We start from the raw sequence: 21,165 nt of genomic DNA, 5'->3' as shown, positions 1-21,165 counted from the left end.
GCAAGAGGCTCACGGCAGTTCGAAGCTTGCGTTTTGCAGCCACTGCCCGACGAGCGTGGGCAGATGCCCCATCTCGTCGAACACGACACTTGCGCCAGCACGTTTCAGCGCATCAATCTGTCCTTCAGTTGCATGACCGCCGCCCAGGAAACCGAGCACGGTCATGCCCGCCGCCGCCGCCGCGGTGACGCCGGTCACGCTGTCTTCGACCACCACGCAGCGTTCGGGTGCAACCCGCATGGTCCGCGCCGCCGCGAGGTACACGTCGGGCGCGGGTTTCGGGTTCGGCACTTTATCGGCGCAAAACAGACGCTCGCCGAAAAACCGCACGAGGCCCGTGCGGTCCAGCACGGTTTGCACATACGACGTAAAGCTGTTGCTCGCGCAGGCCTTGCGCAACGGAATCGCAGCCAGCGCGGCCTCGATTCCGTCGACCGCCGGCCCTTCCACGGCCGCGGCTTCAACGACCACCCGAATTGCATCGATCTGGGCTGCATCCAGCGTCCGGCCGAGCACTTCAGCCGTGCGCTGCAGCACCGTTTCGATCCGCAGCCCGAGCAGCGGCGTGACGATCGGCTCGGCATCCACGCCAGGCCAAAGTGCCTCCATTTCCTGCACGAGCACGCGTCCCGCGATCGCTTCGCTGTCGATCAATACGCCGTCGCAGTCGCAGATCAGCAGACGCCCGTCGAAGGCATTGGCTGGAGCAAGCACGTCCGGTACGCCGGCTTGGGACAAGTTCAGGTTCACTGGATCGGCCTCGCGTTCCACCTCGGGTTCCATGTCGGGTTACAGCTCATTTCACCGCGCCGAAGGTCAGGCCGCGCACCAGCTGCTTCTGCGACAACCAGCCGACAATCAGGATCGGCGCCACGGCCAGCAGTGAAGCTGCCGAAAGCTTCGCCCAGAACAGGCCCTCCGGGCTCGAATACGACGCAATGAACACCGTCAGCGGCGCCGCGTTCGAACTCGAGAGGTTGATGCTCCAGAACGCCTCGTTCCACGACAGGATCACGAGCAGCAACGCGGTGGAGGCGAGTCCGGGCAGCGACATCGGCATGAGCAGGTAGATGATTTCCTGCCACGTCGCCGCGCCGTCAATACGCCCCGCTTCCAGGATGTCGCGCGGGATTTCGTTGAAGTACGTGTAGGACATCCAGACGGCGATCGGCAAGTTGATCAGCGTGTAGACAATGATCAAACCCCACACCGTGTCGAGCATGCCGGTGTTTTTCCACAGCAGATAGATAGGCACGAGCACACCCACCGACGGCATCATCTTCGTCGAGAGCATCCACAGCAGCACTTTCTGCGTCTTCTTGGTCGGGAAGAACGCCATTGCATAGGCGCACGGCACGGCGAACAACAAGCAGATCACCGTGACGCCGACCGAGATCAGGATGGAGTTCCACGCGAACGCAAAGTAGTTACTGCGCGCGAACACCTCGCGGAAACTGTCGAGCGTGGGTGTAAAGATCAGTGACGACGAATACGCCTGCTGCTCGGTCTTGAACGCCGTGATGGTCATCCAGAAGATCGGGAAAAACAGCAGCAGCGCGAACAGCCACGCGATCACACCCAGCACGCCACGCTTGAGCGTGTCGAGGATCGGCACGGACGTTGTTGCGGTAACGGGATGGCTCATGATTCGTACTCCCCTTTCAGGTTCTTCGCGAGCATGCGCACCAGGAAGAACGCAACGACGTTCGCCAGCACGACCGCCAGAATGCCGCCGGCAGAAGCCAGGCCGACGTCGAATTGCTGCAGGCCAAGCGCGTAGATCAAGTACGACAGGATGGTGGTCGCGGTGCCTGGGCCGCCACCGGTTGTCGTATAGATTTCAGCGAAGATGGAGAGCAGGAAAATCGTTTCCATCATCACCACCACGGCAATCGCGCGCTTCAAGTGCGGCAGCGTGATGTAGAAGAACATGGAAATCGCCCCCGCGCCGTCAATACGCGCCGCTTCCTTCTGCTCCTGGTCCAGCGACTGGATTGCCGTGAAGAGAATCAGGAATGCGAACGGCAGCCACTGCCACGCAACGATCACGATCACCGCGAAGAGCGGATAGTTGCCGAACCAGTCAATCGGCTGGAGCCCCAACGCTCGCATCAACTGCGCTATCAGCCCATACACCGGATGCAGGATCATGTTCTTCCAGATCAGCGCGCTGACTGTAGGCATGACGAAGAACGGCGCGATCACCAGCAGCCGCGCAATACCCTGGCCGTAGAACTTGCGGTCGAACAGCACCGCAAGCAGCACGCCGCCGATCACGGTAATCAGCAACACCGATCCGATCAGGGTCAGCGTGTGAACAATCGACGGCAGGAAGGCCGGATCGGTGGCCAGGAATTCATAGTTATCGATGCCGGCAAACCCTTTGACATCGGGGTTGAGCAAGTTGTATCGGGAAAACGAATACCAGATGGTCATCGCAAGCGGGATGGCCATCCACAGGAACAATACGGCGGTCGACGGCATGATGAGCCAGCGGACCGACTTCGCGCGTTTCTTGTCGCGCGCTGCGGCGGATTCCGCGTAACCGTCTGTGAGGGGGGGATTAAGTTGACTCATGATCGTGTCACCTCTCGATGATGATGCGCAGACCGCGCGCTTGGGGCTTCTTCACAGAAGCGGCGCGGCCCGCTGTCCTACATTAGGCGCAACAAGTTACTGCTGCTTCGGGTCCTTACTTCTGGTACCCGGCCTGCTTCACGGCACGATTGGCTGCGGCGTTGCCCGCGGTCAATGCGGCATCAACAGTCGTCTGTCCGGCGACCACACCGGCAATCGACTGGCCAACCACGGTACCGAACGACTGGAATTCAGGAATCCCGACGAACTGGACACCGGTGTACGGCACCTTTTTCAGCGTTGCATCGGTCGGGCTTGCCGATTCGATTGCGCTCAGCACGAAGTCGCCGAACGGCGCCGCTTTCTTGTATTCCGGATTGGCGTAGGTCGACTTGCGCGTGCCCGGGGGAACCGAGGCCCAGCCTTCGTCCTTGGCAGCCAGTTCGATGTACTCCTTCGATGTAGCCCACATTGCGAACTTCTTCGCAGCATCTTGCGACTTCGAGGTCTTCGGAATCGCGAGCGACCACGACCACAACCAGTGCGAGCCCTTCGGCGTAACCTCGACCGGCGCTGCCGCGAAGCCAATCTTGTCAGCCACTTGCGACTGAGCCTTGTTGTACAACATGCCGGCCGCGACCGTGGCGTCGATCCACATCGCGCACTTGCCCGAGGACATCAGCGTCAGGTTCTCGTTGAAGCCATTCGAGCTGGCTCCCGGCGGCCCGTCTTTCTTCAGCAGGTCCGAGTAGAACGTGAGAGCCTTGTGCCATTCCGGGGTATCGAGTTGGGCCTGCCACTTCTCGTCGAACCAGCGGCCGCCGAACGTATTCACGACCGTCGAGAAGAACGCCATGTTCTCGCCCCAACCCGCTTTGCCGCGCAGGCAAATGCCGTACTGTTCCTTGGATTTGTCGGTGAGCTTGTCGGCGAACTGCCTGATCTGGTCGTAGGTCGGCTGATCGGGCATCTTCAGGCCGGCGGCATCGAACAGGTCCTTGCGGTAAAACGTCATCGAGCTTTCAACATAGAACGGCAACGCATACAACTGGCCGTTATACGAGAGGCCGTCGCGCGCCGTCTTCACCACGTCGTCGAGATCGTAGCTGGCCGGCAGGTTGGTCATGGGTGCGAGCCAGCCGCGCTTGCCCCACTGCGGCGCTTCATACGTGCCGATTGCCATCACGTCGAACTGGCCGCTGTTCGTGGTGATGTCGGTGGTGGCACGCTGACGCAGCACGTTTTCTTCAAGAATGACCCACTTCAGCTGAATGTCCGGGTTCGCTTTTTCGAATGCCGGCGACAGCTTCTTCAACTCGATCATGTCCGGGTTGTTGAGCGTGGCAATTGTCACGGTCGCGGCCTTGGCGGCGATTGGCGCAATTGCTGCAAGAGCGAATGCAGCGAATGCGAGCGAGCGTATCGGCAGGGTCTTGAGGGTGAAGTTGGCGCGTTTCATGTTGTTTCGTCTCCTTTATCGTTAGCACGGGCGCTGGTCTTGCGTTGCGTTGCTTGAAGCAGTCGATACTCGGGTAATACAGGTGCTGCTTTAACTAACTTCGCGAATGATCTTCACTGCGGCGGCTTGGGATGCTTTCGTGCGTTTGCACGTATGCAAGGCGAGCCGTCAGCTCATCCAGTTGCCGCCGTCCACGTTCAGTGTCTGTGCCGTGATGTAGTCCGAATCCGCTGAAACGAGGAACAGTGCCGCGCCCGTCAGGTCGTTCGGCAGGCCCATGCGGCCGAGGGGCACAGCCTCGCCAACCAGCCGTTTCTTCTCTCCGAGCGGGCGGTTTTCGTATTTCGCGAAGAGCGCGTCGACCGTCTCCCACATGGGGGTGTCGACCACGCCCGGTGCAATGCTGTTCACGTTGATGCCATGCTTGGCGAGTCCCAGTGCAGCTGATTGCGTATAGCTGATCACGGCGGCTTTGGTCGCGCAATAGTGGGAAACTAGCGCCTCGCCGCGACGTCCGGCCTGCGACGACATGTTCACGATCTTGCCGCCACGGCCCTGCTCCACCATGCGTTGCGCGACGAGTTGCATCAGGAAGAACATGCCCTTCACGTTGACCGAGAAGAGGCGGTCGAAGATATCCCAGGATTCGTCGAGGATCGGGCGCATGTCGAAGAGCGCCGCGTTATTGAACAGGATGTCGATGCCGCCAAACTTCTCGACGGTGATCGAGACAATGCGCTCCAGGTCTTCGCGTTTCGTGACGTCGGCCTTCAAAGCCAGCACGCGCCCGGCGCTTTCCGGGAAACGCTGCGCCAACTCGGTTTCATCTTTCAGATCGACGACGACGACTTTCGCGCCCTCGTCCAGAAATCGTTTCGTTACCGCTTCGCCAATCCCGCTGGCCGCACCCGTAACGATAGCTACTTTGTCCTGCAATCTCACGGCTGTCTCCGGTTCGTCCCTGATTCGACTTGCTGAAAAAAACGCTCGGTTGAAACGCGGCATGGTGAGCGAACGCTCTTTGCGCGATCAATTGCTCTCTGCGTGGTCGAATGATCGGTGACACGTGAGGCGGTGTCAAGGCACGCCGCCATGTTTCGATGCTGCGACGCGCAAAGCACCTCAAAACTGCGGGAAAACCCCAACCAGCGTGGGTTTGCGGGTTATCGGACGAGACCCGGAAAGGCTTTCGTCATGTGCCTGTGGATGCAAAATGAAGTGATACGTTATATCATCGCGATCGATTCGGACGGTCGTAGCCGTGCACGCGAAACGCGAACACTACCCATCCGTCGGCCTCTTTCCACCCTCATTCCAGGAAACACCAATGAGCAAACTTGCCGCCGCCATCCTGACCTGTGCCGCCCTCTTATCTGCCAGCTTTTGCGGCACAGCCACGGCGCAGACGGCGACCGCGGGTGTGGTGCCGGTGGTCGCGGCCGAGAATTTCTACGGCGATGTCGTGCGCCAGCTCGGCGGCAATCATGTCCAGGTGACGAGCATCCTGAGCAACCCCGACGAAGATCCGCATCTGTTCGAAGCCAGCCCGAAGACCGCTCGCGCGTTGCAGAATGCGGTGCTTGTCGTGTATAACGGCGCCGATTACGATCCGTGGATGGACAAGCTGCTGTCGGCATCGAAGGGCAAGGGGCGCACGACTATCGTCGCGGCACAACTGATGGGCAAGAAATCCGGCGATAATCCGCATCTCTGGTATGACCCGGCGACCATGCCGACGGTGGCGAAAGCAGTGAGCCAGTATCTGGTCCAGGCGGACCCGGCGCACAAGGCTGACTACGATGCGCGCCTCGCGACGTTCCTGGCGTCGGTGAAACCTATCGACGACAAGGTCGCCGCGCTCAAGAGCCATTACAAGGGCGTACCCGTGACGGCGACGGAGCCGGTGTTCGGTTATATGTCGGATGCGATCGGCCTCGACATGCGTAACAACAGCTTCCAGCTCGCCGCGATGAACGACACGGAACCGAGCGCGACGGATATTGCCGCGTTCGAAAAAGATCTGCGCGAGCGCCGCGTGCACGTGCTGATCTATAACAGCCAGGCTACGGAAGCACTCACGAAGCGCATGTTGAAAGTGGCCCACGATTCACACGTGCCGAGCATCAGCGTCACCGAGACGCTGCCCGCCGGCAAGACCTTCCAGACATGGATGACGTCGCAGCTCGACGCGTTGTCGGTTGCGCTGCAGGGAAAAACACAATGACGCGATGTGGCAGTAACGGAATCGCGCTTTCGGGCGCGTTGCAATGACGGCTCCGGACACGGGTTCAGTGCGAGGTAAGGCGGGCGCGCTGGAAGTCGAACACGTTGCGCTCGAACTCGGCGGACGGCCGATCCTGAAGGACGCCAGCTTTACCGTCGCGGCGGGCGAGTTTATCGGCGTGCTGGGTCCGAACGGCGCCGGCAAGACCACGCTGATGCGCGCAATGCTGGGGCTGTTGCCGTTATCGAAGGGCGCGATTCGCGTGAACGGAGCGCCGGTTGTACGCGGCAATCCGTCGATTGGCTACATGCCGCAAACACGCACCGGTCTTGCCGGCCGGCATGTGCGCGGCCGCGACTTTGTCGCAATGGCCGCTAATGGGCACCGCTGGGGCCTGCCGCTTGCGAACGCCGCGGCACGGGCTGATGTCGACCGTGTGCTCGATCTGGTCGGCGCCCGGACGCTCGCCATGCGGCCGTTGTCCGAGTTGTCGGGCGGCGAACGGCAGCGTTTGCTGCTTGCACAATGTCTGCTGGGTGACCCAAAGCTCCTGCTCCTCGACGAACCCCTGATCAGTCTCGATCCGCGTCATCAAACCGGCGTAGTCGATCTCGTGCGCAGCGTGCAGCGCGAACTCGGCATTACCGTGCTGTTCTCCGCGCACGAACTCAATCCGCTGCTCAACTCTATCGACCGTGTGCTGTATCTCGGCAATGGAAGTGCGGCGCTCGGTACGATCGATGAAGTCATCACGAAGCCGGTTTTATCGCAGCTATATGGATCGCCCATCGACGTGATGCGCGTGAACGGCCGCATCTTCGTGATGGCGGGCGACGTGGAAGTCGACAAGCTCGATCACGCGCACGAAGACGGTCCCGAAGGCCATTCTCATTCCCACGATCACGACCACGGCCACACGCACGGTCACGCTCATCACCACACTGGAACGCATTCCCACGATGTTTGAATACGAGTTCATGCAAAACGCCTTCGTGGCGTCGGGGATTGTCGCGGTGCTGGCGGGCGTGGTCGGCTACTTCCTTGTGTTGCGCGGCCAGACCTTCGCGGGTCACGCGTTATCGCACGTGGGCTTCACCGGTGCTACCGGCGCGGTGCTGGTCGGCATGTCGCCGCTCTGGGGCATGATCGGCTTCACGCTCGCGGCGGGTATCGGCATGGGCGCGCTCGGCGAGAAACTGACCGGACGCGATGTCGCTATCGGCGTGATCCTGACGTTGTCGCTGGGCTTCGGCTTGCTGTTCCTGCACTTCTTCACCGCGTACGCCAGCCAGGCGACCGCGCTGCTGTTCGGCAACGTGCTCGGTGTGAGCCATGAAACGCTGGTGGTGCTCCTCGGGCTCGCGGTGGTCAGCCTTGGCGCGCTCGCGATCATCATGCGGCCGTTGTTGTTCGCTTCGCTGCAACCGGAACTGGCCGAAGCCAAAGGGGTGTCGCTGCGCCTCGTGTCCATCCTGTTCCTGGCGATCACGGCGCTGGCGGTGGCGGCATCGACGCAGATAGTGGGCGTCTTGCTGGTCTTCGCGTTGATGGTGGGACCGGCCGCGGCGGCCCAGAACGTAGCACCGCGGCTGTCCACCGGCGTGCTGCTGGCGGCGGTTTTCGCGCTCGCACAGGCATGGTTGGGATTGACGCTGGCGTATTACACCGACTGGCCGACAAGCTTCTGGATCACGATCCTGGCGGCGGGGGTGTATGGGTTGAGTTTGTTGGGACGAAGATGAAGTTAGACATGGGCGACGGAATCGAAAGCGAAAGCGCACCACGCGCTTCCACTTGACCCACTCTCAAGCACACAACGTCCGTGCGTGAAACGCAATATGCTCACCGATAAACGTCGAGATGAAGTAGTACCCGTGGTCATACCCTTCATGCCTGCGCACGGTCACCGCCTGCCCTGTCGCCTTAGCCGCCGCCTCGAATAGCTCCGGATGCAACTGCGCCGCGAGGAAGTTATCGGCGAGACCCTGGTCTATCAGGATGCCCGCTTCAAATTTCGACCCCGCCGTCTTCACCAGTTCGCTCGCGTCATACTGCTTCCACGTTTCCCGATCCTCGCCGAGATAGCCTGAAAACGCCTTCACACCCCAAGGGCTTTGCGAAGGCGCGGCGATCGGCGCGAATGCCGATACCGACTTGTAAATGCCCGGATTCTTCAGCGCGAGAACCAGCGCACCGTGGCCGCCCATCGAGTGCCCGAAAATACCCAGCCGATCCTCACGCAGCGGCAGTTCAGCAAGCGCTGTCGCGAGCAGATCCTGCGTGACATACGAGTACATCCGGTAGTTGCGCGCCCACGGTTCCTGCGTGGCATCGACGTAAAACCCCGCCCCCACGCCGAAATCCCACGCAGCACTTTCGTTCGGTACACCCGCACCGCGAGGACTCGTATCCGGTGCGATTAACGCAATGCCATGCTCGGCCGCATAACGCTGCGCGCCGGCTTTGATCGGAAAGGTCTCTTCGGTGCAAGTGAGACCTGCCAGATAAAACAATGCCGGCACTTTTCCCCTGGATGCCTCGTCCGGCAAAAACACCGAGAAGCGCATGGGCAAGCCGATAGATTCCGAGTCGTGTTTATAGGTTCGCTGCACGCCGCCGCAGCACTTATGTTCTTCCACAAGTTCTAGCATTGCTTCATCCCTTCGCTATTTTGCCGAGGCAGCGCGCCGCGCCGGCTCGTGCTTCGCTTAATGCGCTTAATACAACACCACCGAGCGGATCGATTCGCCCCTCTTCATCAGGTCGAAGCCTTCGTTGATACGCTCGAGCGGCAGCGTGTGCGTGATCAGGTCGTCGATATTGATCTTGCCTTCCATGTACCAGTCGACGATCTTCGGTACGTCGGTGCGTCCGCGTGCACCGCCGAACGCGGAACCCTTCCACTGACGTCCCGTCACCAACTGGAACGGCCGCGTGCTGATCTCCTCGCCCGCCGCCGCCACGCCGATGATGAACGACTGGCCCCAGCCCTTATGCGTGCACTCAAGCGCCTGGCGCATCACCTTCGTGTTGCCGATACATTCGAATGAATAGTCCGCGCCGCCATCGGTCAGTTGCACGATGTGATCTACCACGTTGGGCACTTCGTTCGGGTTGATGAAGTGAGTCATGCCGAATTTCTTCGCAAGCTCGACACGACCCGGGTTCAGGTCAACGCCAATGATCTTGTCGGCCCCAACCATCTTCGCGCCTTGAATCACGTTCAAGCCGATACCGCCCAACCCAAACACCACCACGTTCGCGCCGGCCTCGACCTTCGCCGAATACACGACCGCGCCCACGCCCGTGGTTACGCCGCAGCCGATGTAGCAGATCTTGTCGAAAGGCGCATCTTCACGAACCTTCGCGACCGCGATCTCCGGCACGACGATGTAGTTCGAAAACGTGGACGTGCCCATGTAATGAAACAGCGGCTTTCCGTCGATGGAGAAACGCGACGTGGCATCCGGCATCAGACCGCGGCCTTGCGTCGAACGAATCGCCTGGCACAGGTTGGTCTTGCGCGACAGGCAGAACTTGCATTGCCGGCATTCGGGCGTGTACAGCGGAATGACGTGATCGCCCTTCCTCAACGTGCCCACGCCCGGACCGACGTCGACGATCACGCCAGCGCCTTCATGCCCAAGAATTGCCGGGAAGATACCTTCCGGATCAGCGCCCGAGAGCGTGTAGTAGTCGGTGTGGCAGATGCCCGTCGCCTTCACTTCAATCAGCACTTCACCGGCGCGCGGCCCTTCGAGATCCACCTCCTCGATGGTGAGCGGTTTTCCGGCTTCCCACGCAATGGCGGCTTTCGTCTTCATGTGTTCGACTCCTTTCCTTGATCGTTGATTCAGAGTGGGCTGGCGGGCAGCACGTCGCGCTGTGTCAGGACACGACGTTTAGTACGTCGTAGCATGCGCCCATGGTGTGATAGTCGACCTTGCCGGCCGGGCTTTTTTCGTTGCTGTATTTCGTGTTGTCGCGAGCGAGTATCCGGTACCACGCGCCCCATTTGTGATCGACGAAGTGGTCCCAGCTATAGACCCACAGTCGATCGTAATCGTTCCAGTAACGCGCCGTCGTAGCCGTGTCACCGACCTGCGCGGCTTGGTCGGCGAGCAACGCGGCGGCGGCCAGGGACTCTGCCTGGACCCAGAAATACTTGTCCTCGTCGTAGAACTCACCCTTGATATCGAAGCCGTACACCATCCCGCCGTGCTCGTGGTCCCAAGAAAATTCCAGCGCACGGTCAAACAGTTCCCGTGCGCGCGTGACGTGCCAAGGGTCCGGACGATGCCGGTCGAGAATCAGCAGCAGCTTCGCCCATTCGGTCTGATGGCCCGGCTGGAATCCCCACGGCCGGAAGATGTTGCTCTTGTCGCCCTTGTTGTATTCCCAGTCGACCGACCAGTCCGGCTTGTAGTGTTCCCAGACCAGCCCGCCGGCAAGCGCGGCCTGGCGGTTCACCACGTTGTCGGCGAGCAGCGCGGCGCGGTCCAGATAACGCATGTCCTGCGATGCTTCGAACGCAGCGAGCATCGCTTCGCAGGCATGCATGTTGGCGTTTTGTCCGCGATAGTCCGACACCACCCAGTCCGCACTCGCCTCGTCCTTGTACAGTCCGTGGGCCGCGTCCCAGAAGTGCGTCTCCATCAGGTTCCAGGTTTCTTCCAGGTACTCGCGCGCTTCTTCGAAGCCCGCTTCCAGCGCCTTCGCATAAGCCAGCACGACGAACGCGAGGCCGTAGCAATGATTGGTGGCGTCGGTGACGTCGCGACCGTTGAGCGTCCACGCATAACCGCCGGTCTGCGGATTGCGATGAAACTCGCGCAAGTACTCAATGCCATGCAGGACACCGCCGCGGTACTCATCGAGCCCGAAGTGCTTGTACGCCATGGCGTAGTTGAAGACGAAGCGCGTGCTCGACACCAGATGCCGCGACTTGCGGTCATAAATAGTGCCGTCGTCCTGGTAGAAATGATAAAAGCCGCCCGCCGGATCCATGCAGTGCGGATGATAAAAGGTCATCGTCCGCAACGCGTGATCAAGCAGGAACTCCCGCGAGCGAAAGTCCGGATGGTCGGGGTGGTCGGGATCTGAAATCGGGGACGTGGTTGTATCGGACATATGTCGTATCGGGCTTGTCGTACTGTCTCTTGGATTCGCTGCCGGCGTTAGTTTAAGCGGAGGTCGAAAACATGCGTTAAAACCAGCTCGCGTTACGCTGGTATAAATCGATGAAACGCGTATGACGGAGCGCCAGATCCTCGTCGTCACCCGGCGATGCCACGAGCGTCGCCGATGGCGCCAGCACCGCCAGATCAGCCGCGTGCCAGGACCCGAGCGCGATACCGCCCAGCATTGCCGCACCGCGCGTGGCCGCATTCGGGCAATCGACGGCTTGCAGGTCGGCGTCGAGCGCGTCGGCCAGAAGCTGGCGCCAGCGCGAATCGATTGAGCCGCCGCCAGCAAGCCGCAGGGTTCGTACCACGGCAGAAGGTCCGCTGTTCAGACGAATGGCATCGAGGCCGGCGCGCAGGGCGAACGCTACACCCTCGAAGGCCGCACGCATCATCGTGGCGCGTGTGTCGCCCAGACCGAGGCCGAGCCACCCGCCCCTCGCCGCCGGGTTCATCCACGGCGAACGCTCACCGCTGACATAAGGCAAGAACGTCAGGTGCGTAGACGCCGGCGCACTGAACGCGTCTTCATAAGCGCTCGGCCAGTCCGTGTAGCCGAGCCAGCCCCGCACCGCTTCGAGCGCCACACCCACGTTCTGCATCGCAGCCATTCGATACCACTGGTCAGTCGCCGCGCGATACGCGTGCAGGCCGGCGACGGAAGCGGGCGCATCGGCAGACACCACCACGATCTGGCCGCCGCTGCCGGTGGTCAGCAACGCATCGCCATCAGCAAAAAGACCGCTGCCGAGCGCGGCACAGGCGGTGTCACCGGCGCCCACGGCCAGCGCAATGCCCGCGCGCAGGCCGAGCAATTTCGCGCCTTCAGCATTCAACGTACCGGCCGCTGCGTACGATGGCGCAAGCGGCGCAAACCATTCGCGTCGCAGCCCGATTTCCGCAATCAACGCGTCGTCCCATACGCCCGAAGGCGCGGCAAGCGCGGTGGCGCAAGCGTCCGAAGGATCGGTGCAGACTTCGCCGCCCAGCGCCGTGCGCAACCAGTCTTTCGGCTGCAAGGCCCAGCGTGTCTTGTTCATCACTGCGGGCTCGTTCACCGCAAGCCAGCGCAGCAACGGCCCCGCCATGCCGGGTGCGACGGGATTCGGTTGCGGTGCCGGCCACGCGTCGAGCAAATCAAGCGCGCGGGTATCCGGCCATAACATCGCGGGACGCAGCGCGTGGTTGTTCTCATCGGTGACAACAACGCCATGCATCTGCCCCGAGAAACCAATCGCATTCACCTGCTCGCGCTCACGCGCGGGCAAACGCGCGGCTGCATCGCGCAGCGCATTCCACCAGGATTCCACGGGCGTTTCCGCCCAGCCGGGAAACGGCGTCGTGACTGCGTACGCGACGCTCGCGAAGGCGCGTTCGTGACCGTCTTCATCGACGATAGCGAGTTTCAGCGATGCCGTGCCCAGATCGATGCCAAGAAATCGCATGGAGATTCGTAGAAAAAAATAAGCGGTAAAAACGGGTTGCGACGGGTTTACCCGCTGCCTGCACCGAGCCTCCGGAAAACCGACTATGCGACGCGGCAGATAACCATCATAACCACGCCTGGTATCCGGATGCCCTGTCAGGCGCGACGCAAATCGTCCTTCGCCCGCCAGCCGTGGCTTCACTACGCCAGACGCGATATTAAGGCACTCGCGGCATATCAGCCCGGCTAAGGGGGCCATACGCCAACGTCGACTTGTTCTCGCTTTTTGCGCCGCTTACCTTGAACCGCTAATTCGACACGCTTGAAGAGCAAACAAATTTCATGGGACAGGAGTAAGCGCTAACGCGCCAACTCCTGTCGACACGACACAACGGAGACAGAGACAACATGGCATCGACCCCGGTTCATCCGTGCGACGAACGGTTACCCGCCGCCCAGTTGCTTACGCTAGGCATTCAGCATGTACTCGTCATGTATGCGGGCGCCGTCGCGGTCCCGCTGATTCTTGGCGCCGCGCTCAAACTGCCGAAAGACCAGATCGCGTTCCTCATCAGCGCCGATCTGTTCTCGTGCGGCGTCGCAACGCTTATCCAGACGCTAGGCCTTTGGATTTTCGGCATCCGCTTGCCGGTCATCATGGGCTGCACGTTTGCCGCCGTCGGCCCGATGGTTGCCATCGGCACGAATCCGGGGCTCGGCCTTCTCGATGTGTTCGGCGCGACGATCGCGGCGGGCGTGGTGGGAATTTTCCTCGCGCCAATGATCGGAAAGTTGCTGCGTTTTTTCCCGCCCGTGGTGGTCGGCACCGTGATCGCGGTGATCGGTTTGTCGCTGATGGGCGTGGGCATCAACTGGGCGGCCGGGGGTGTCGGGAACCCCGAGTATGGCAATCCGGTTTATCTGCTGCTGGCGCTTGTCGTGCTCACGCTGATCCTGATGATCAACAAGTTCGCACGCGGGTTTATCGCGAATATTTCGGTACTCCTGGGGATCGTGGCGGGGTTCGGGATTGCGGCGGCGCTTGGGCGTGTTGATCTCAACGGCGTGACGAGCGCGCCTTGGGTGGGCATCGTGCTGCCTTTTCACTTCGGCCTGCCGCACTTCGACCCGCTGTCCATTGCAACCATGGTCATCGTCATGTTCGTCACGTTCATTGAATCGACGGGCATGTTCCTGGCCGTCGGCGACATGGTCGAGCGTCCCGTCGATCAGGATGCGCTGGTGCGCGGATTGAGAGTTGATGGATTGGGGACACTGATTGGCGGCATCTTCAACTCGTTTCCGCATACATCGTTTTCGCAGAACGTCGGGTTGATCGGCGTCACGGGCGTGAAGAGCCGGTTCGTCTGCGCGACGGGCGGCGTGATCCTCGTGGCGCTCGGGCTGTTTCCGAAGATGGCGCAGGTGGTGGCTTCCGTGCCGCCGTTCGTGCTCGGCGGAGCGGGCATTGTCATGTTCGGCATGGTCGCGGCGAACGGGATCAAGGTGCTGTCGAAGGTCGATTTCGTCAAGAATCACCACAACCTGTTTATCGTCGCGGTGAGTATCGGACTGGGACTCGTGCCGGTGGTCGCGCCGAAGTTCTTCTCGCAGTTACCGCATGCGCTGGAACCGATTCTGCATAGTGGGATCCTGCTGGCGGCGGTGTCGGCGGTGCTGCTGAACATTGTGTTCAACGGGGTGAGGAAGGAACGCGAGGCGACGTGTGCGATCCATCGCGCCGGAAGGGATTTTGACGGGACGGCGAAAGTGAAGCACTGAGGGGAACGTCAAAACGCGGTTGGTGCAGACCTGAGAGACTATAAAAAAACCGCAGCCCCAAAGGGCTGCGGTTTTTTAACATCTGAACCACCTGTAATTTTATCCAGCCGATCCCGCTGCTTTCCCCTCGGCATCAACCTGGGGCTTTGCCGCCGGCACCAGACGCTGCACCGGCACCAGCTTCGCGGGACCCGTTGAAGCCGAGCTGACCGTCGTAGCGGACGCCGCAGGCGCAACAGCCGCCGTCGGCGTGCCGATATCGCGATAATTCGGCATGGCATCCGAAGGACGCTGTTGATCGCCAGCATGCTCGATCCAGCCGCCACCCAGCTCACGATACAAATCGACGAGATTCGTCGCCCGGTTCAGCCGCGCGGTGATCAGCAACTGCTGCGCGGTGTACAGGTTCGTCTGGGCCGTCAGCACGGCCAGATAGCTGTCCACACCGTTGCGGTACCGCATATCCGACAGCTCCAGGCTGCGCGCCTGTGACTTCACATACAACTCGAGCGACTTGATCTGCTCGTCGTAAGTCCCGCGCGCGGCCAGCCCGTCCGCCACTTCGCGGAACGCCGTCTGGATCGCTTTCTCGTAGTTCGCGATCTCGATGCGCTTCTGGATCTGAGCCAGATCGAGGTTGGCCAGATTCGTCCCGCCTTCGAAAATCGGAATCGAGATCTGCGGTGCGAACGACCACGCTGCCGAACCCGGCTTGAACAACGAGCCAAGCGTCGGCGACAAGGTCCCGAAGCTACCCGTCAGCGAAATCTTCGGGAAAAACGCAGCACGCGCCGCACCGATGTTCGCGTTCGCCGCGAGCAGCGAATGCTCCGCCGACGCAATATCCGGACGCCGCGCAAGCAGGTCCGAAGGCAGCCCGGCGGGGATATCGGTGAGCAGGTTCTGGCTGTCAAGCGGCAGGCCCGTCGGCAAATCTGCCGGCAACGGCTCACCAATCAACAACACCAGCGCATTCTCGGCCTGCGCCCGCAGACGCAATTGCGACTGCAGGTTGGCGGCGGCTTGTTGCTGAATGCCCTGCGCCTGACGCACGTCGAGTTCGGTGCCCACGCCGTTATCGAACTGCAGCTTCGTGATCCGGTACGACTCGTCCGCGGTCTTCAGCGTATTGCGCGTGACGGTGAGCTGGTCGTCGTCAGACAGCATGGTCAGGTACTGGTCCGCGACCTGCGACACCAGCGAGATTTCCGCCGCCTTGCGTGTTTCCGCGAGCGCGAAATACTGCTCGAGCGCCTGGTCCTTCAAGCTCTGGATCCGCCCGAAGAAGTCGATTTCCCAGGAGGCATTCACCCCGACCGAATAGGTGGTCGAGAGGGTCTGCCCGGTCGACGTCAGATTCGCCGGCGTGCGCTGCTTCGTCTGCGACCCGACCGCGTCGAGCGTGGGCATCAACTCGGCACGCGTGATCTGATACTGCGCACGCGCCGCTGCCACGTTGAGCATGGACACGCGCAGGTCGCGGTTGTTCTTCAGCGCGATTGCAACGATCTGCTGCAAGCGCGCGTCGGCGAAGAAATCGCGCCAGCCGATGTCCACCGCCGGCTTTGCCTGCGCCGAAGCGCCTGCCGAAGCCGGCGACGCTGCGTCCGGCTGCCGGTCATAAATGCCGCCCGTCGGGAACGTCTGGTCGACGGGCGCCGCCGGGCGCTCATACTTCGGCGCCATCGTGCAGCCAGCCGCAAAAAGCGCGACCGCTGCTGCTATCAAGGAGTGTTTTAGCATCTCAATGTCCTTCCTTGGCCGGAGCAGACGTGCCGCCTTGGCCACCATTGTCGCCGTCGTGGTTATGTACCGGCGTACCCTTGTCGTGGCTGATCTTGCTGATCACGACGAAGAACATCGGGATCATGAAAATGGCCAGGAAGGTTGCGGTCAACATCCCGCCGATCACGCCCGTACCAATGGCGTGCTGGCTGGCTGAACCCGCGCCGTTACTGACTGCGAGCGGCAACACGCCAAGAATGAACGCCAGCGACGTCATCAGGATCGGGCGCAACCGCTGACGCGCCGCTTCCATTGCCGCTTCCACCGTAGTCCTGCCCTGAGTGCGCAGATCGCGTGCGAATTCCACGATCAGAATTGCGTTCTTCGCCGACAGACCCACCGTGGTCAGCAAGCCGACCTGGAAGAACACGTCGTTTTCGAGGCCGCGCAAAGTAGCCGCGAGCAACGCGCCCAAGATCCCGAGCGGCACGACCATGATCACCGAGAACGGAATCGACCAGCTTTCATACAGTGCCGCGAGACACAAGAACACGACGAGAATCGAGATGCCGTACAAGATTGGCGCCTGCGAACCCGACTGGCGTTCCTGCAGCGACAAGCCCGTCCACTCGTAGCCGATACCCGCCGGCAACTTCGCCGCGATCGCCTCGATAGCTTGCATGGCCTGCCCCGTCGACTTGCCCGGCGCTGCCGCACCCTGGATTTCCACCGCGGAAATACCGTTGTAGCGTTCCAGCTTCGGCGAACCGTAGATCCATTCGCCAGTACCGAATGCGCCGAACGGAACCATCGCGCCGGCGCTATTGCGCACGTACCACTTGTTCAGGTCTTCCGGGTTCATGCGGAACTGCGCGTCGCCCTGTACATAGACCTTCTTGATCCGGTTATCGACGTCCAGGAAGTTGTTCACGTACGACGAAGCCCAAGCGATCGAGAACACCTGGTCGATGGTCGCAGGCGACAGGCCCAGCGCATTCGCCTTCTCGCGATCCACGTTCACCTTGAACTGCGGCGTGTCGTTCAGGCCGTTAGGACGAACCTGTGCGAGCGTCGGGTCCTTCGCGGCCATGCCGAGCAGCATGTTGCGCGCTTCCATCAGCTTCGCGTGACCGAGACCCGAGCGATCCTGCAACTCGAAGTCGAAGCCTGACGCCGTGCCCAGTTCCGGAATGGACGGTGGATTGACCGGGAAGATCATCGCGTCCTTATAGCCGGCGAAGTGCCCGAACATGCGTCCGACCAGCGCACCCACCTTCTGGTCCGCCCGCTGCCGCAGCCCGTAGTCCTTCATCCGCACGAACACGAGGCCCGAGTTCTGGCCGCGGCCCGCGAAGCTGAAGCCGTTCACCGTAAAGACCGCTTCAACGATGTCTTTCTGGTCCGTCAGCAGCCAGTTGGTTACGTCGGCAAGCACCTTGGCCGTGCGCTCCTGCGTCGAACCTGCCGGCGCCTGGACGAGCACGAACATCGTGCCCTGGTCTTCGTCAGGCAAGAACGACTTCGGCAAGCGGACAAACAGGAAGCCCACCGCGACGATCACCACCAGATAGATGATCAGCCAGCGGCCCGAGCGCTTGATCACGTGCTCCACACCGCTGTGATACTTGTCCTGGCTCTTGGCGAAAGTGCGGTTGAACCAGCCGAAGAAGCCCTTCTTCTCCTCGTGATGACCCTTCTCGATTGGCTTCAGGAGGGTCGCACACAATGCCGGCGTCAAGATCAACGCAGTCAGCACGGACAAGATCATGGCCGCGACAATCGTCAGCGAAAACTGCCGGTAGATCGCGCCCACCGAACCGCCCGAGAACGCCACCGGCACGAACACGGCCGACAGCACGAGCGCCACGCCGACCAGCGCGCCGGTAATCTGGTCCATTGCCTTGCGGGTGGCATCCCTTGGAGAGAGTCCCTCCTCGGCCATCACCCGCTCGACGTTTTCCACCACCACGATCGCATCGTCCACCAGCAAGCCGATGGCGAGCACCAGCCCGAACATGGAGAGCGTATTGATGGAGAAACCCACCAGCCCCATGACCGCGAAGGTACCCAAGAGCACGACCGGCACGGCGATGGTCGGGATCAGCGTGGCCCGCAGGTTCTGCAGGAACAGGTACATCACCAGGAACACCAGCACGATCCCTTCGATCAGCGTCTTGACCACTTCTTCAATAGACAGCTTCACGAACGGTGTGGTGTCGTACGGATACTTCACGACGAGACCCGGCGGGAAGTACTTCGACAGGTCGTCGATCTTCGCGCGCACCGCCTTCGCCGTATTCAGCGCGTTGGCGCCCGTGGCAAGCTGGATACCGAAACCAGCGGTCGGCTGACCGTTGTACTTCGTGTCGAAGTTGTAGTTCTCACCGCCCAGTTCGATGCGCGACACGTCCTTCAGCCGCACTTGCGAACCATCCTGATTCACCTTCAGCAGGATGTTGCCGAACTGCTCAGGCGTTTGCAGCAACGTGGCTTCCGTAATGGTTGCCTGCAGCATCTGGCCCGGCACTGCCGGCGTACCGCCCAGGCCGCCACCCGCCACCTGCACGTTCTGCGCAGCGACGGCGTTCGTCACATCGAGCGGCGTCAACGCATAGTTGTTCAGCTTGGTTGCATCAAGCCAGATCCGCATGGCGAATTGCGAGCCGAACAACGTCACCGTCCCCACCCCGTCGATACGGCTGACCGGATCTTCCACCTTCGAGGCCACGTAGTTGGCGAGGTCGTAACGGCCCATGGAGCCGTCTGTGGAGACGAACGCCATCACCATCAAGAAGCTGCTGCTCGACTTCGTCACCTTGGAGCCAAGCTGCTGAACGGCTTGCGGCAAGAGCGGCGTGGCAAGTTGCAGCTTGTTCTGCACCTGCACCTGCGCGATGTCCGGATTCGTGCCGGCAGCGAACGTCAGCGTAATGGTGGCCGTACCGGAGTCGTCACTGGTGGAAGACAGGTACAGCAAGTGATCGAGACCGCTCATCTGCTGCTCGATCACCTGCGTTACCGTGTTTTCCACCGTGCTGGCGGACGCACCCGGATACGTCGCACTGATCTGAATGGCCGGCGGCGCGATGGTCGGATACTGCGCGACCGGCAAGGTGAAGATCGAAGCGATCCCCGCCAGCATCAGAATAATGGCGATCACCCACGCAAAAATCGGGCGATCGATAAAGAACTTTGCCATGAAACAGGCTCCCTTTTATTGCGCCTGATTACGCGCCTGATGCCGCGGATGCGGGTGCCGGATTGCTCGAAGCCGCCACGCCGCTCGCGCCGGCGCCCGCCGCCGCCGGAGCCGCGCCCGGAGCGGCACCCGATGCCGGTTGAGCCGCCTGGGCCGGAAGCTGTGCGTCGACAGCCTTCACGGTCGAACCTGGCCGCGCTTTTTCCGTCCCCTGCACGATCACGCGATCGCCCGGGTTCAGGCCGCTTTCCACGACCCACTGGTCGCCGTACGTACCCGACGTCACCAGTTGGCGCAACGCCACCTTATTGTCCGGACCGACCACCAGAGCCGTTGGCTGGCCCTTCTGGTCATGCGTCACGCCGACTTGCGGGACCACCAGCGCCTTGTCGTTCACACCTTCGTCAATACGCGCACGCACGAACATGCCCGGCAGCAGCACGCGGTCCTTGTTCGGGAAAATCGCGCGCACCGTGACCGAACCGGTGCCCTGGTCCACGCTCACGTCGGAGAACTGCAACTTGCCCGCCTCCTGATACTGGCGGCCGTCTTCCAGGATCAGCGTGACCTTGGCGGCGTTGGCGCCGCTGGTCTGCAGCCGGCCTTCCTGGATATCGCGGCGAAGCTTCAAGCCGTCCACGCTCGATTGCGTCAGGTCGACATAGACCGGATCGAGTTGTTGAACCGTGGTGAGCAGCGTAGCGGCGCTAGCCTGCACGTAAGCGCCCGGCGTGACCTGCGACAAGCCCGTACGGCCCGTGATAGGCGACACGACGTCCGTATAACCAAGGTTGATCTGCGCGGTGTCGACAGCCGCCTTGCCCGACGCCACGTCGGCCACAGCCTGGCCCTGGGTTGCCACGGCGTTGTCGTAGTCCTGCTTGCTGACCGCGTTTGCCGCGACGAGGATCTTGTAGCGTGCCGCCAGGGCGTTCTGCGTGACCACGTTGGCCTGCGCCTTGGCGAGCGTTGCCTTGGCGGTATTCAGGGCCGCGATATACGGTGCCGGATCGATCTTGTAAAGCCGCTCGCCTGCCTTCACGTCTGCGCCTTCCGTGAATTCACGACGCAGCACGATGCCGTCGACCCGCGCGCGAACCTGGGCGACGAGAAATGCGCTCGTGCGGCCCGGCAGTTCGCTTACGACAGGAACGGTGGTGGGTTGAACGGTAATGACCCCGACTTCGGGTGTCTGGGGCGGCGGTGCTGCTGGTTTTTGTCCGCAGGCTGCAAGAATCACGGCAGCCGTCGCGGCACTGATTAAGCGGAATGGAACCCGTTCGACGCGCATGGAGCGACCTCTGTCAAAGACTGAGATTGAAATAAGTGCGCGGCCGCCTTCTACGGGCGGGCCGCTACGAGCGTCTGGAGACGCTTACCAGTAGCCAGTGGGCGCAAAAACCAGTGCCCCGACCAGCAGTCGTCCTCCGCGCCGGAAGCCGTCAATGTTTACGGCTGCCGCTGACAACGACCTTGGGATGGGCCACGCGGATGGACGGCGGATTGAAAGCTGTGTCGGATATTAACCGGTCAGTGCTACTTGGGCTATCGTTGGACGGATGGTATTGTATATACATTCACGAATGAACG

16 protein-coding genes are annotated in these 21,165 nt (G+C 61.5%); 4 read left to right on the top strand and 12 right to left on the bottom strand.

Translation table 11 applies throughout. The annotated features are described in order from the left end of the window. Positions 1–9: 9 nt before the first annotated feature. The 5 genes from ABH944_RS33715 to ABH944_RS33695 form a co-directional block, all read right to left on the bottom strand. Positions 10–783: an HAD family hydrolase gene (locus ABH944_RS33715; RefSeq protein ID WP_404611779.1), complete on the bottom strand. Its 774-nt coding sequence runs from the start codon at positions 781–783 to the stop codon at positions 10–12. Positions 784–796: 13 nt separating this feature from the next. Continuing rightward, positions 797–1,645 carry a carbohydrate ABC transporter permease gene (locus ABH944_RS33710; RefSeq protein WP_404611777.1) on the bottom strand — a complete coding sequence of 283 codons (849 nt, stop codon included), beginning with the start codon at positions 1,643–1,645 and terminating at the stop codon, positions 797–799. Continuing rightward, positions 1,642–2,577, bottom strand: coding sequence for a carbohydrate ABC transporter permease (locus ABH944_RS33705; RefSeq protein ID WP_165086862.1), 936 nt, complete (start codon positions 2,575–2,577; stop codon positions 1,642–1,644). Before ABH944_RS33705 ends, ABH944_RS33710 begins: the two co-directional genes overlap by 4 nt. Positions 2,578–2,692: 115 nt before the next feature. Beyond that, positions 2,693–4,036, bottom strand: a complete 1,344-nt coding sequence (locus ABH944_RS33700) for an ABC transporter substrate-binding protein (RefSeq protein WP_062081166.1) — start codon at positions 4,034–4,036, stop codon at positions 2,693–2,695. A gap of 168 nt (positions 4,037–4,204) precedes the next feature. Beyond that, positions 4,205–4,978, bottom strand: coding sequence for an L-iditol 2-dehydrogenase (locus ABH944_RS33695; protein ID WP_404611774.1), 774 nt, complete (start codon positions 4,976–4,978; stop codon positions 4,205–4,207). Between the two features lie 385 nt (positions 4,979–5,363). On the opposite strand from ABH944_RS33695, the gene ABH944_RS33690 reads away from it, so the two are divergent. Genes ABH944_RS33690 through ABH944_RS33680 form a run of 3 tightly spaced genes read left to right on the top strand, consistent with a single transcriptional unit; the run spans position 5,364 to position 8,002 of the window. Further along, the gene (locus ABH944_RS33690; RefSeq protein WP_404611772.1) at positions 5,364–6,260 is read left to right on the top strand and encodes a metal ABC transporter solute-binding protein; all 897 of its coding nucleotides are present in this window, start codon (positions 5,364–5,366) and stop codon (positions 6,258–6,260) included. 43 nt (positions 6,261–6,303) lie between these two features. Next, positions 6,304–7,227, top strand: coding sequence for an ABC transporter ATP-binding protein (locus ABH944_RS33685; protein ID WP_404611770.1), 924 nt, complete (start codon positions 6,304–6,306; stop codon positions 7,225–7,227). Then, a complete protein-coding gene (locus tag ABH944_RS33680; protein ID WP_404611768.1) occupies positions 7,220–8,002 on the top strand; it encodes a metal ABC transporter permease in 783 nt (260 codons plus the stop codon). The genes ABH944_RS33685 and ABH944_RS33680 overlap by 8 nt, the downstream gene beginning before the upstream one ends. A 63-nt stretch (positions 8,003–8,065) precedes the next feature. Here the strand turns inward: ABH944_RS33680 and fghA are convergent, their stop codons facing one another. From fghA to ABH944_RS33660, 4 genes are all read right to left on the bottom strand, one after another. After that, a complete protein-coding gene (gene fghA, locus ABH944_RS33675) occupies positions 8,066–8,911 on the bottom strand; it encodes an S-formylglutathione hydrolase (RefSeq protein ID WP_404611766.1) in 846 nt (281 codons plus the stop codon). A 66-nt stretch (positions 8,912–8,977) separates the two neighbouring features. Further along, positions 8,978–10,084 (bottom strand): S-(hydroxymethyl)glutathione dehydrogenase/class III alcohol dehydrogenase, encoded by a 1,107-nt coding sequence (locus ABH944_RS33670; RefSeq protein ID WP_404611764.1) that lies wholly within the window; start codon positions 10,082–10,084, stop codon positions 8,978–8,980. Positions 10,085–10,148: 64 nt separating this feature from the next. Beyond that, positions 10,149–11,390, bottom strand: a complete 1,242-nt coding sequence (locus tag ABH944_RS33665; protein WP_404611762.1) for an AGE family epimerase/isomerase — start codon at positions 11,388–11,390, stop codon at positions 10,149–10,151. A 76-nt stretch (positions 11,391–11,466) separates the two neighbouring features. Further along, the gene (locus ABH944_RS33660; protein ID WP_404611760.1) at positions 11,467–12,888 is read right to left on the bottom strand and encodes a xylulokinase; all 1,422 of its coding nucleotides are present in this window, start codon (positions 12,886–12,888) and stop codon (positions 11,467–11,469) included. 389 nt (positions 12,889–13,277) lie between these two features. On the opposite strand from ABH944_RS33660, the gene ABH944_RS33655 reads away from it, so the two are divergent. Further along, on the top strand, positions 13,278–14,651 hold the full coding sequence (locus ABH944_RS33655) for a nucleobase:cation symporter-2 family protein (protein WP_404611758.1): 1,374 nt from the start codon (positions 13,278–13,280) through the stop codon (positions 14,649–14,651). A gap of 99 nt (positions 14,652–14,750) precedes the next feature. On the opposite strand, the gene ABH944_RS33650 is transcribed toward ABH944_RS33655, so the two are convergent. Genes ABH944_RS33650 through ABH944_RS33640 form a run of 3 tightly spaced genes read right to left on the bottom strand, consistent with a single transcriptional unit; the run spans position 14,751 to position 20,866 of the window. Further along, the gene (locus ABH944_RS33650) at positions 14,751–16,394 is read right to left on the bottom strand and encodes an efflux transporter outer membrane subunit (RefSeq protein ID WP_404611755.1); all 1,644 of its coding nucleotides are present in this window, start codon (positions 16,392–16,394) and stop codon (positions 14,751–14,753) included. Between the two features lies 1 nt (position 16,395). Continuing rightward, positions 16,396–19,575 (bottom strand): efflux RND transporter permease subunit, encoded by a 3,180-nt coding sequence (locus ABH944_RS33645; protein ID WP_404611753.1) that lies wholly within the window; start codon positions 19,573–19,575, stop codon positions 16,396–16,398. A 28-nt stretch (positions 19,576–19,603) separates the two neighbouring features. Continuing rightward, positions 19,604–20,866: an efflux RND transporter periplasmic adaptor subunit gene (locus ABH944_RS33640; protein WP_404611751.1), complete on the bottom strand. Its 1,263-nt coding sequence runs from the start codon at positions 20,864–20,866 to the stop codon at positions 19,604–19,606. Between the last annotated feature and the right edge of the window lie 299 nt (positions 20,867–21,165).

This window comes from Caballeronia udeis (assembly GCF_044909315.1).
In the GTDB taxonomy this organism is placed as follows: domain Bacteria; phylum Pseudomonadota; class Gammaproteobacteria; order Burkholderiales; family Burkholderiaceae; genus Caballeronia; species Caballeronia udeis_A.
This window is presented reverse-complemented; position numbering and strand designations above follow the sequence as displayed.